Here is a 12213-nt window from a genome sequence, read left to right on the forward strand (position 1 = left end):
CGGGGCGCGGCAAAGCCTCCCTGCGACAATGCGCCGGATTGCCGGTTGCGAAACTCTTTCATTGCGGAAATGAAATCTCGCATTACGATACGTTTGTCCGAAATTTGGGAATCACATGCAAGAACGACTAATTCACCTGCTCGAAGCCATCGCTGGCGCCCCTGCCCCTGTCAGCATTCGCGAGCTGACGGAAATGACCGGCCTGCCCAAAGCCACGATCTATCGCAATGTCGCGTCGCTGGTTGAATGCGGCTTTGTCGACGAAACCGATGGCGGCAGCAGATACGTGCTGGGCATGCGTTTCGTGCGCATCGCCCTGACCGGCAAAGCCGACAGCCACGTCATCCGCGCGGTCTCTGCGATGATGCAGAAAACCGTCGATGACCTGGGCGAAACCGCGTTTTTCGCCCGCTATCGCGCGGGCCGCGTCGATATCGTCGCGGTCGAGACCCCCAGCGATCCGGCCGTGTCGCATATCTATCCGGGGCTTGGGCCGCGGCCGGTGCATGCCTGTTCGTCCGCCAAGGCCATCGCCGCCTTTCTGAGCGCCGACCTTCGCGACGATCTGATCGACGTTTCGCCGACCCGATTTACCAACAACACGATCACCGACCCCAAGCTGTTCGAGAAAGAGCTGAGCCATGTGCGCCGCTATGGCTTTGCCGTCTGCGATGGCGAGATCGACGAGGGCGTCACCAGCGTGGCGGTGCCCGTGCATGTCGATCGTCTGGGGTCGATTTTCAGTATCGGCGTGGTCGGGCCCTCGGCCCGCATCACCCCGCAGATCCAGAACCGCATTCTGTCGGTTCTGACGATCCAGGCACAGCGCGCTTCGGCCGCCGTGCAGCAATGCAGCGTGCTGGAGGAGCACGCCGCGTACCGCCCCCCCCTAACCGGGAGACCTAACCAGACGTCCTAAAAGCTCAGTGAAACCCAAAATGTCTGGGAACACGACACAACGACCAACGAGGAGGAACACATGAACAGAAGAGAATTTGGAGCGCTGGCGACATCGGCCCTGGCGTTGGGGGTTATGCCCTTCCGCGCTTCGGCGGACGAAACCTGCCAGTCGCCCTATATGCCGATGATCACGGGCCACGAGGAATATGTTTATATCTGGACGCTCGGCGTCGAGGGCATGGGCGACGAACAGGACAAGATGGTCACCGTCGACCTGCGCCCCGACAGCGCAACCCGTGGCCAGGTGATCCATACGCTCTCGGTCGGGGGGCGCAACGAGGCGCATCACGCGGGCTTCAACTCCGATCGGCGTTACCTCTGGGCCGGCGGCCTCGACACCAACCGCATCTTCATCTTCGATGTGCATTCCAACCCGGCCGAGCCGCGCCTGCACAAGACGATCGACACCTTCGTCAAGGATTCCGGCGGCTGTGTCGGCCCGCACACCTTCTTTGCTCTGCCGGGCCGGATGATGATCACCGGCCTCAGCAATGACGACGATCACGGCGGGCGCACCGCGCTGGTCGAATACAATGACGAGGGCGAATACGTCGCGACCTACTGGATGCCGACCGCCGACGACATGCAGGGCGCGGTGGCTGTTGATGGCGCCGTGGCCGATGGCTATGGCTATGACATTCGCGCGCTGATCCGCAAGAACATCATGCTGACCTCGTCCTTCACTGGCTGGTCGAACTACATGATGGACTTCGGCCAGATGCTGCAGGACCAGGAAGCGATGAAGCGCTTCGGCGGCACGATGGTGCAGTGGGATCTCCACACCCGCCAGCCGAAGAAGGTCTTCAGCGTGCCGGGCGCCCCGCTGGAAGTTCGCTTCCCCTGGGGTCCGAATGCCAACTACGCCTTCACCAGTGCCGCGCTGACCTCGAAGCTCTGGCTCATCTACGAGGACGATGCCGGCGAGTGGCAGGCCAAGGCGGTTGCCGATATCGGCAACCCGGAGGATATCCCTCTGCCGGTCGATATCTCGCTTTCGGCCGACGACCAGACCCTCTGGGTCAACACCTTCCTTGATGGCAAGACCCGGCTCTTCGACGTGTCCGATCCGCATAACCCCAAGCAGGTCTACGAAAAGCAGATTGCGAGCCAGGTCAACATGGTCAGCCAGAGCTGGGACGGCAAGCGGGTGTACTTCACCTCGTCGCTGCTTGGCAACTGGGACAAGAAGGGCGCCGACGACCAGCAGTACCTCAAGGCCTATGACTGGAACGGCACCGAGTTGGTCGAGACCTTCCAGATCGACTTCTACGAGGCACAGTTGGGCCGCGCGCATCTGATGCTCTTCGGCAGCGCTGCGCTCTATAGCTGACGCAGATCCGGCAAGACGATCCGGACCGCCCCTGTGGGCGGTCCGGAATCCATTCCTGGTTACGAAAGTCATCCCATGCGTATCACATTCGCCCTCGCTGGATTGGTGCTGACCGCCACGGCGGCGCTTGCGGCCTGGAAACTGGCCCCGCCGGGCAAGACGGGGATCACCAGCGGCTTTTCCTCGGCCTTCGAGGCAAGCGAAGACTTCCAGTTCGATCCGCCCGCGGCGGGCAGCTATACACTGAATACGATCAAGACCGCGCCGAATGGTGAAGTTCTTGATATCAATGGAAATAAACACGACCTTCTGGATATCACCCAGGGCAAGATCTCGCTGGTCAGTTTCGTCTATCTGAACTGCGGCGATATCAATGGCTGCCCGCTGGCCATGTCGACCCTGTTCGACATCCACGATACCAGCCTCAAAATCCCCGCGCTGCGAGACGAGGTTCAGCTGCTGACCATCAGCTTTGACCCCCAGCGCGACACGGTCGAGGCGATCGAGGCCTTTGCCTATCCGATCACCAGCGACGAGGCCGCCGCCGGCAAGCTGGACTGGCAGATCCTGACAACCGCCGGTCAAGACCAGCTGCGGCCCATTCTCAAGGGTTACGGCCAGGTCGTTGACCGGTCCGAGGACCAGGAAAAGATCAGCCACCTGCTGCGGATCTTTCTGGTCGACCGCGAGGGCAATATCCGGAACATCTACGGGCTGGGCCTGATTGATCCACGCCTGTTGATGACCGATGTCGAGACCCTGATGATGGAAGAAGGGCGCCTGTGAATGTGGCGTCCGGGGCATAGGCTTGTTGGGTTGCGGGGCGCCTGTGCTGGCGTGTTCCTTGCCTGTGCCGCCCCGGCCTTTGGCTCGGACGGGCAGCAGCCCCTCTATGCCGAGGCCCCGATCGACCCCGCGCGCTGTGCGGTGGAGGACGACAGCCAGGGCTGGGCGGCGCGTGCGCTCAACCGCAGCCTGACGCCCCAGCTGGGGCTGCCGGCCGTGCCGCATCCGGCGGACAACGCGCCAAGCATCGAAAAGATCGAGCTGGGACGAAAGCTGTTCTTTGACCGCCGCCTGTCGATCAACCGCACCATGTCCTGCGCCATGTGCCATGTGCCCGAGCAGGGCTTTACCACCTGGGAGCTGCAAAGCGCCGTCGGGGTCGAGGGCCGCAGCGTCAAGCGCAACTCACCCACGATCCTCAATTCGGCCTTTCTGAACCCGCTGTTCCACGACGGCCGCGACGTGGCGCTGGAAACGCAATTCGTCGCGCCGCTGGTGGCGCGCAACGAGATGGCCAACCCCTCGGCCGGCTGGGTCGTGGCCTTTCTGAACCGGGATGACGACTATATCGGCATGTTCCAGCAGGCTTTCGGCGCCGATGCATCGCTTGATCGTCTGGGCCAGGCGCTGGCGGCCTATCAGCGGACGCTGGTCGCGGGTGACAGCCCGTTCGACCGCTGGCGCTATGGCGGCGATGGCACCGCGCTGGATCAGGCGGCGGCGCGCGGGTTCGATCTGTTCACCGGCAAGGGCGAGTGCGTGGCCTGCCACCTGGTGGGCGATCAAGATGCGATGTTCACCGACCACGCCTTTCACGACACCGGCTATGGGTTCATGCGCGAAGATCAACGCCAGAACCCGCCCAAGACCACGCGCGTGCAGCTGGCGCCGGGGGTCTTCGTCGATGTCGATTTCGCCCATGTTGCCGCCGTCAGCGCCGTGCGCGAGGCCGATCTGGGCCGCTATGAGGTCACCGAAGACCCCGCCGACCGCTGGCTGTTTCGCACCCCGACCCTGCGAAACATCGCGATGACGCGGCCCTATATGCATGACGGGGCGCTTAATACGCTGCGGGATGTGCTAGATTTCTACAATCGCGGCGGCCCGGGGCATCCGGGGCAAAGCCCGCTTATCCGCCCGCTTGGCCTGTCCGAGGCCGAACTGGATGACATCGAGGCGTTTCTCAACAGCCTCACATCGCCTAATCTCGACTGTCTCGCCGCCGAGGCGCGCAGCCATCCACCCGATAACCACTGACCAAAGGAAGACAACACATGCGCACAAGAGCCGCCGTAGCACTGGAAGCGGGCAAACCGCTTGAGATCATGGAGGTAAATCTCGAAGGCCCCCGCAAAGGCGAGGTGCTGGTCGAGATCAAGGCCACCGGGCTGTGCCACACCGATGAGTTCACCCGCTCGGGCGACGACCCCGAAGGCATCTTTCCCTGCATCCTGGGGCATGAAGGCGCCGGCGTGGTCATCGAGGTTGGTGAAGGCGTCACCACGCTGGAGGTCGGCGACCACGTGATCCCGCTCTACACGCCCGAATGCCGTGAATGCGAATACTGTCTGAACCCCAAGACCAACCTCTGTCAGTCGATCCGCTCGACCCAGGGCCAGGGCCTGCTGCCCGACGGATCGACCCGGTTCTCGATGCTGGATGGCACGCCGATCCACCATTACATGGGCTGCTCGACCTTCGCCAACCACACCGTGGTGCCCGAAATCGCGCTGGCCAAGGTGCGCAAGGACGCGCCGTTCGACAAGATCTGTTATATCGGCTGCGGCGTCACCACCGGCATCGGCGCGGTGATCAACACCGCCAAGGTCGAAATCGGCAGCCGCGCGGTGGTGTTTGGCCTCGGCGGCATCGGGCTGAACGTCATCCAGGGCCTGCGCATGGCCGGAGCCAGCCAGATCATTGGTGTCGACCTGAACGACGACAAGGAAGAGATGGCCCGCCATTTCGGCATGACCGATTTCGTCAACCCGTCGAAGGTCACGGGCGACATGGTTGCGCATCTGGTCGAGCTGACCAAGGGCGGCGCCGACTATACCTTTGACGCCACCGGCAACGTCAACGTCATGCGCACCGCGCTGGAATGCGCGCATAAGGGCTGGGGCGAAAGCATCATCATCGGCGTGGCGCCGGCCGGGGCCGAGATCTCGACCCGCCCGTTCCAGCTGGTGACCGGCCGGTCGTGGCGCGGCACCGCCTTTGGCGGCGCGCGTGGCCGTACCGACGTGCCCAAGATCGTCGACTGGTACATGGACGGCATGATCGAGATCGACCCGATGATCACGCACAAGCTGACGCTTGACCAGATCAACGAAGGGTTCGAGCTGATGCACAAAGGCGAAAGCATCCGCGCCGTCGTCGAATTCTAAGAGACCAACCGTGCCCTTCCCCCTGGGGGAGGGCACATTACGATCGCCACCTGCACTGGCAGCCATCACCTGATAGACCCAGGGTCGGGACCAACTGCCATTCAATGGTGGTAACGGCGAGATCGCCAAAAACAAAAGGCGCCCGAGGGCGCCTTGTTTTATTGGTCGGAGTGAGAGGATTCGAACCTCCGGCCCCTGCCTCCCGAAGACGGAGGCCTTCTCGCCTCGAAGCGAACCTTGGCGAACCTGACTAGGCAGTAACGCACTAATTTCCTTTCCTTTTGCTCCAATACGAGCGAACTCTAGCGAACCTAGGAGAACCGACGAGAACCTGGAAATCGTTCCCCCCGTGTTCCCCAAGACGCTAAGGAGACTGAGATGCGAGCCAAGAACCTGACCACCAAGGGCGTTGATGCCCTGCCCGCCGCCCCGGAAGGCAAGCGAACCGACCACCCAGACCTGCAAGCCCCGGGGCTGTTCCTCCGGGTGAACGACTGGGGGCGGAAGACGTGGATGTGCCACTTCCGGGTGAAGGGGAAGCAAGGCAAGGTCGCGCTGGGACAGCACCCGGCGCTGGGCTTGGCAGAGGCGCGGGAAAAGGCGCGGGAGGTTCGCGAGCTGGCTGAGAGGGGTGTCCACCCCAAGGCAGCGCGGGAGCAGGCCGTGGTTCGGGCTGAGGCGACGTCGCTGGAGGTGATCGGGGAGGACTTCATCGCGGCGATGGAGGCAGAGCAGTTGACAGGCGGGCGGCGCAGGCCGGTGACGCCGGAGACGGCCCGGGGACGGGCGTCGCTGTTGCGGCGGCTGGTGTTCCCGGCCTTGGGGCATCGCCCGGTGGGCGAGGTGACGCAGGCTGAGGTGGCGGCGCTGCTGGCGCGCATCGACCGCCAAGGAGGGCCGGTAGACCGGACACTCCAGACGATCCGGCTGCTGTTCAAGTTCGCCGCCTCGCGGGGGCTGTTCGCTGGCACCCCGCCCACCGTCGGGCTGACGCCCCGGCAGGCTCCACAGAAGGAGGGGCGCGACCTGAACGACGCAGAGCTTCGAGCGATGTGGCTGGCGGCGGACGAATGGGGCTTCCCCTACGGCCATGCGGTGAAGCTGCTGATGCTCACCGGCCAGCGGCGCGACGAGATCGGGGACGCACGGTGGGCTGACGTGGACCTAGACCGGGCGCTGCTGGTGGTTCCCGAGGTGCGGGCGAAGAACCGCGCGGGCGTCCACGAGGTGCCGTTGTCCGACCCGGCGCTTGCGGTCTTGCGGGAGGCCGCGCTGGTCGAGAGTGTGACGGGCCACGTGTTCCCCAACGCGGCAGGCACCGGGCCGGTGAACGGGTGGTCGAAGTCTGGCAAGAACATGATCCGCAACGCCCGGGCGGCCCTCGCGGGCCTGACGCCGGAAGATCGTGCGTTCCTGCACTCCGTGCGCGCGCAGGGGCCGGACGCCCGGGCGCGGAAGGTTGAGCTCAACGAGCGCATTGAGGCGGTCCCCGGGTGGCGGTTCCACGACCTGCGACACACCTTCATCACCCGGCTGCGGGCGGGCGAAGAGAACGACGCTGGCGAGACAACCTTCGCCGTCGCGCTGGACGTGGTGCAGGCTTGCGTCAACCACCAGCTCACGGCTGGCATCACTGATGTCTACGACCACTCGGACGTGCAGCGGCGCTACCGCCTCCGCAAGCGGGAGGCGATGGACTGGTGGGGGCGGATGCTCATGGGGATCGTTAGACCCGCCGTCCCTGAGAGCGGGCAACAGGCAGTAGGCTAAAGGTACGCTACCAGTGCCAATTCTCCCCATTTATGCAACAAGTTGTTGTACTAGACCGCGCGATGAGCTAAGACTCGAACAGGACTCTCAGGAATCACCGATGAACCAGCTTTCCATCTTTGACCGCTATGCCTCGTCTGCAGAGGCCTTCTTCTCTGAATTGGAGGCCTTTGAACAGTTTGGGAAGCAGACACTTCGCGAGACGGTGGAGGGGATTCCCTATCTTATCAACGAATTCTGGACTTCAGGTCAGCGTAAGTCCCATTCGGTCCATGAGGTCTCATATCGAGCGTGTTTCAAGGCTCAGCTGCCGGAATTTTTCATCGCACGCCTTACGCGGCCCGGGCATGTGGTCTTCGACCCATTCATGGGACGCGGCACGACCCCAGTGCAGGCCGCACTCATGGGAAGGCAGGCGGTCGGAAACGACATCAACCCATTGTCAGTCATGCTGACGCGACCGAGACTGCGCCCAATCGTCCTTCAGGACGTCGCCGCAGCACTGAAGGCTGTGGATTGGTCGAAAGGCAAAATCGAACGCGATGATCTGCTTGCATTCTACCATCCTGCAACGCTCAAGAAGTTGGAGGCACTACGACTTTGGATCGCAGAGAGGGCGCCACTAGATGACGAGGCTGATCCCGTTGCCGATTGGATCCGCATGGTTGCCATTAACAGGCTATCTGGTCATTCACCTGGGTTTTTCTCAGGCCGCTCAATGCCACCCAACCAAGCTGTCTCGGTCAAGGCGCAACTGAAGATCAATGAAAAGCTTGGTGTGTCACCACCTGAGCGCGACGTAGCAGCGGTAATACTCAAAAAGACCAAGTCTCTGCTTCGGGATGGTTGTGCACCAAGCCAAGTCATGGCCAATCTCCACACCGGGTCTGCGTGGGAAGTTCCGGGCATCGCAGATGCCTCAGTTGATCTAACTGTTACATCACCACCCTTCCTCGACATCGTGCACTATGCTGCTGACAACTGGCTGCGCTGCTGGTTCGCGGGAATCGATCCAGACGCTGTCGCCATCGACATGCACCGCACAGAAGAAGCGTGGACGGCCATGGTTCACCGTGTTCTGGCCGAACAGGCCCGCATTCTGCGTTCCGGCGGCTATGTCGCATTCGAGGTTGGCGAAGTTCGCAACGGGAAAGTTCTACTTGAGCGTCTCGTATGGAAGGCTGCTGAGGGCCTGCCCTTCAATCGCCTAGGTGTGATGGTGAACGATCAACAGTTCACCAAGACGGCCAACTGCTGGGGGGTCGCGAACGGGTCGAAGGGCACCAACACGAACCGTATCGTGTTGCTCCAACGTAGATGAACTAGGTCATCTCACCCAAGTGGCGTCCGAAAATCGCTTTGAGTTGATTTTCCCAACCACCATTCCCGTAATCGAAGGCATGGCGGCAGATCTTCCCACGATCCTCGTCCGTCAATTCGATTCTGCCATTTGATTTATCCAACTTGTCTTGAAGATGCTGGAGTAGTCCTTGGTCTCCGCCCTGACCGACAATAGGCTGCATTAGCAGGTCCATTTCGGCTGCACTAAGCATAATGGTCTTCATCTTTACTCCTCAATCTGTTTGGCTAGTAGAACAAGCTATGACCGAACAATATGCAACGGAGACGTGTTGTGGAGAGTAGATTCCAGTTGAGCTGGGACGAGGAAGAGTTGGCACGTGCTTTCAAAGTGACCACAGACGACGTCAGGGAGTATCTGACAGATGGTCGGCGGGTGTCCTTCATCATTGAACGTCGCCTAATGTGGGAGAACCCCGGCTGGAAGCTGGCTCCCTCCGAAGGCGCAGGCTATGACCTTCTCGATCCAGACGGGGGGATGTGGGAGGTGCGCTCGATTACACGACAGGGCGTTTACTTTAATCCAAGCAACCAGGTTGGATCAGGCCGGGCTTTTAACGAAGCGGGCTTCCAACAGAAGCTTGGCGGAATTGAGGGGTTCATCCTCTCGGACATTGTGGCCTTTCCTTTGGTCGACGTGTTCGTAGTCCCGGTTGAGAACGTGCTGCGTTGGCATCGCGGAAACGCACTTGGATCAAACGCAAAGGTTTCACGTAGGAAGTTCTTAGACATTCTTGCGAAAGACATTCGGTTCTAGCTACCTCGATCAGTATCGCTTGGCAGCTGCCGATGGATCAGTGCAGCCGCTCTCCCGGACCGGGATGCAGGCCTCTGACGCCCTTGACGATCTCGGTCAAACCGGCAGCGACCTTGGCGGCGCGGGCCTCGCCGGAGGCAATCTCTGCCTCCAGCTCCGAGACCCGGCGCTCGATGTCCGCCAGTCGCTGTTCGAGGTCGTCGGTCACAGGTCGCCGGGGATGCGCGCCAGCCAATCGGGGAGCGACGGCGGCTCGATCCCGGCCTCTCGCGCGGCATGGGCCGCTGAGTTGAGCTGCGCGGTGATGTCGGGCTTCAGCATGCGCAGACGGTTGAAGGCACCCTCGTTGGCCAGCCGCTGGCGGTGACGCTCGGCCCCGGCGATCAGGTCGGGCAGCTCGGCCTCCAGCGCCACCATCGAGGCGTTGAATTCGCCCACCTTCCGCTGAGCCAGCTCCTTCGTGCGGTCCACGACATGGCGCTGTATGCGCTGTTCCCGGGCTTCGAGCTTGCGGATGTACCCGTGCAGCGTCAGAGCCTTCTCGATGAGTTGGCGCTGCTTCCAAGTTCCGGTGGAGGTGTCGTTGAAGATCTTGGCCGCCTCCTCGGGGGTCGGGTCTCGGTAAGGTCCGAGGCCGGAGAGTTGGTTTCGCAACCGGGCCAGACGGTCGCGCGCCTTCGTCAGCGACATAGGGTTTTTGGCGTCGGGGTAGTCGGGGGCGTCCTCCGGTTCTTCCCACACCTCAGCCGGGTTCTTGGCGAGCGTGAGGTCCGGAACCGGGTTGTGGCCTTTCCTGGCCCGTTCTTCGCGGACCCGCTCGACGGCTTGCATCAGCTCCATGTCACAGCTCCCAGTCTTCGGTGGCGAGGGAGTTGTTGTCTTCCTCATCATTGGTCACCGGGGTGGGTTCATCCTCCCACGGCTCTGCGAGCGACGCGTTCTCGTGGCCGATGCCGCTGTTGGTGTTGAATTCACGCAGTGCCTCGTGAGGGTCACTCTGCGCAGTGATGAACGTCTTGGTCATGGCGATCTCCTTCACCTGATTGCGATCTGGGCCTTGTGCGGTCGCACGATCCCCCGATGGGAGGACTTCGGCAGCAGCCCGACTACCGAATTGCGTTTCAGCATGTGCGCCACCACCCCGGCGACGGCATTGGCGCGGTCGTCGCTTCCGCCCGGGGCATGGTCGATGATGTCCCTGCCACCGCGCGTCGTGCGGCGCTCCAGCAACACCAGCTGGCGGGCGAGGACGTCGCAGGGTGGTAGCTCGATCTCGCCGGAGTTGAGCGCCGGGGCGAGGGTCGTGTAGAGCTCGGAGCGGTTGCCAACGGCCTGCTCGTACTTGATCCCGTGGCGAGCAAACTCGGTCGGCACCCATGCGCCCGCGTACCGGTCCCCGGCGACGGAGGTGATGCCGTATGCCTTGAGGGTCTTGGCATAGTCTGCCGTGATTGCAGCCGGGTTGCCCTTGCGCCCGCGTACAAGGTCGATGACTGTGCGATCCTTCTCCCGGTGGCCGATGGCGATGGTGAATTCGTCCTTGCCGCCCCCGCTGGCGTCTACGAAGCCCACGTAACGCTGGCCGAGGGAGCGGGGGAGCTCCAGCGGCTTGGTGCGCTGGACCGCCTGCACCTGATCGAGCGTCAGGAACGCCTCGATGTCGGACCGGAACTGCGCCATGAATTCGGCCGATGCCCGGGTGGCGTCTCGGTGCATGGCGTCCGCGACGATCCGCTCGTCTAGCGTTGGGTTCATCGTCCGGCTCGCGGCCTGCGCGACGAGGACACGGTCGGAGGTGTCCTTGCCGTAGCTGTGGCGGTATTCTTCCCAGAGCGCGCCGCGACGGGCATAGGGCGAGGAGATCGCCACTAGCCGCCCGTCCAGCGTGGCCAGCGCGGGGCGGAGCGCGGCGATGATCTCAACGTCTGGAGACCGGCCCTCGTCCATCCAGAATGCGATCTCGTCTGCGATCACAGCGGCGAGGGTGTAACCGCGCACCTTTCGGTAGCTGGCTGTGTGCACCTCGATGGCACATCGGTTGCGCAGCTCCAGCCCTTCAACCGTCTCCTTGATGACCAGCGGCTTCAAGAGCGGGTGGGCGAACATGTCCCGGACGTACCGCAGCAGGGTGCGCGCTTGCGCCCGGTCGGCGGCGATGAGCGCCACGGTCGCCCATTCACCGGAAGACAGCCGGGTGCGGTGGTCCCGGAAGGCGGCTTCGTAGACCGCGATGAGCGCCGCAACATTGGATTTTCCGCCCCGGCGACCGATCGGCATCCACAGCTCGCGGAAGGTGGTCGGAGGGGCTACGGAGCGCGCCGTCAGCTGGCGCACCGTGTCGGCTTGGGGGTCCGACAGCGGAAGGCCGTAGAAGGCCGCCAGGAGCGCCCTCCACGCGGCCCAGGAATCAGCGCCAAATCGGTCGCCGAACAGGGCCGGGTCTTGCATGGCCTCGACGATGGTGACGGACGGCTCAGACATGCCCTGCCTCCTTGCCCCGCTGAGCGAGGAAGTCGGTGATGTCGGTCACGTCCTTCTGGCGGCGATGCAGGCCGAGCCGGGTGAAGATCCCTTGCAGCGAATTGGTCGCTTGAACCCACTTGCCTACGTCGAAGTCTTTGAGGTCGCCTTCCGCAAGCTGGCGCTCCTGATCGGCCAGCCAGAACTCCAGCCAGAGCGCCCGTTCGACGAGGCTGCGCTCGGCGTACGACAGCGCGGACGCCCCACCGAGGTCGTCGGTGTACTCGCGGTAGCGCGCTTGCATCTCGGCACTGTGTCGGTAGCGCCGGTCGAGCCGGTCGATGTACCCGGCTTCGTATGTCTCTGGGACCTTTGGCAGTGGCATGCGTCTCGATCACAATTGG

Annotated in this window: 14 protein-coding genes; 8 read left to right on the top strand and 6 right to left on the bottom strand. The window is 62.8% G+C overall.

What is annotated here, in order from left to right; translation table 11 throughout:
* The first annotated feature begins 115 nt into the window (after window positions 1-115).
* The 7 genes from OE856_RS06605 (at window position 116) to OE856_RS06635 (ending at window position 8554) form a co-directional block, all read left to right on the top strand.
* Complete coding sequence (locus tag OE856_RS06605; protein ID WP_263715280.1) at window positions 116-919, top strand: IclR family transcriptional regulator; 804 nt, start codon at window positions 116-118, stop codon at window positions 917-919.
* A gap of 60 nt (window positions 920-979) precedes the next feature.
* Window positions 980-2290 carry a selenium-binding family protein gene (locus OE856_RS06610; RefSeq protein WP_263715281.1) on the top strand — a complete coding sequence of 437 codons (1311 nt, stop codon included), beginning with the start codon at window positions 980-982 and terminating at the stop codon, window positions 2288-2290.
* 75 nt (window positions 2291-2365) lie between these two features.
* Entirely contained in the window at window positions 2366-3076 is a 711-nt protein-coding gene (locus OE856_RS06615; RefSeq protein ID WP_263715282.1) for an SCO family protein, read from the top strand.
* A gap of 51 nt (window positions 3077-3127) precedes the next feature.
* A complete protein-coding gene (locus OE856_RS06620) occupies window positions 3128-4333 on the top strand; it encodes a cytochrome-c peroxidase (protein WP_263715283.1) in 1206 nt (401 codons plus the stop codon).
* A 17-nt stretch (window positions 4334-4350) separates the two neighbouring features.
* Window positions 4351-5463, top strand: a complete 1113-nt coding sequence (locus tag OE856_RS06625; protein ID WP_263715284.1) for an S-(hydroxymethyl)glutathione dehydrogenase/class III alcohol dehydrogenase — start codon at window positions 4351-4353, stop codon at window positions 5461-5463.
* Between the two features lie 378 nt (window positions 5464-5841).
* Entirely contained in the window at window positions 5842-7233 is a 1392-nt protein-coding gene (locus tag OE856_RS06630; RefSeq protein WP_263715285.1) for a tyrosine-type recombinase/integrase, read from the top strand.
* A gap of 100 nt (window positions 7234-7333) precedes the next feature.
* Window positions 7334-8554 (top strand): DNA methyltransferase, encoded by a 1221-nt coding sequence (locus OE856_RS06635; RefSeq protein ID WP_263715286.1) that lies wholly within the window; start codon window positions 7334-7336, stop codon window positions 8552-8554.
* A gap of 1 nt (window position 8555) precedes the next feature.
* On the opposite strand, the gene OE856_RS06640 is transcribed toward OE856_RS06635, so the two are convergent.
* Window positions 8556-8798: a hypothetical protein gene (locus OE856_RS06640; protein WP_263715287.1), complete on the bottom strand. Its 243-nt coding sequence runs from the start codon at window positions 8796-8798 to the stop codon at window positions 8556-8558.
* Between the two features lie 86 nt (window positions 8799-8884).
* On the opposite strand from OE856_RS06640, the gene OE856_RS06645 reads away from it, so the two are divergent.
* A complete protein-coding gene (locus OE856_RS06645) occupies window positions 8885-9349 on the top strand; it encodes a hypothetical protein (protein ID WP_263715288.1) in 465 nt (154 codons plus the stop codon).
* A gap of 37 nt (window positions 9350-9386) precedes the next feature.
* On the opposite strand, the gene OE856_RS06650 is transcribed toward OE856_RS06645, so the two are convergent.
* From OE856_RS06650 to OE856_RS06670, 5 genes are read right to left on the bottom strand one after another with little or no spacing between them, the layout of a single operon-like run.
* A complete protein-coding gene (locus OE856_RS06650) occupies window positions 9387-9557 on the bottom strand; it encodes a hypothetical protein (RefSeq protein WP_263715289.1) in 171 nt (56 codons plus the stop codon).
* Window positions 9554-10189 carry a hypothetical protein gene (locus tag OE856_RS06655; RefSeq protein ID WP_263715290.1) on the bottom strand — a complete coding sequence of 212 codons (636 nt, stop codon included), beginning with the start codon at window positions 10187-10189 and terminating at the stop codon, window positions 9554-9556. Before OE856_RS06655 ends, OE856_RS06650 begins: the two co-directional genes overlap by 4 nt.
* A 1-nt stretch (window position 10190) precedes the next feature.
* Complete coding sequence (locus OE856_RS06660; protein WP_263715291.1) at window positions 10191-10373, bottom strand: hypothetical protein; 183 nt, start codon at window positions 10371-10373, stop codon at window positions 10191-10193.
* A gap of 11 nt (window positions 10374-10384) precedes the next feature.
* A complete protein-coding gene (locus OE856_RS06665) occupies window positions 10385-11830 on the bottom strand; it encodes a hypothetical protein (protein WP_263715292.1) in 1446 nt (481 codons plus the stop codon).
* The gene (locus OE856_RS06670; protein WP_263715293.1) at window positions 11823-12194 is read right to left on the bottom strand and encodes a hypothetical protein; all 372 of its coding nucleotides are present in this window, start codon (window positions 12192-12194) and stop codon (window positions 11823-11825) included. Before OE856_RS06670 ends, OE856_RS06665 begins: the two co-directional genes overlap by 8 nt.
* Between the last annotated feature and the right edge of the window lie 19 nt (window positions 12195-12213).

Source organism: Actibacterium sp. XHP0104 (genome assembly GCF_025751515.1).
Taxonomy (GTDB): Bacteria; Pseudomonadota; Alphaproteobacteria; order Rhodobacterales; family Rhodobacteraceae; genus Actibacterium_D.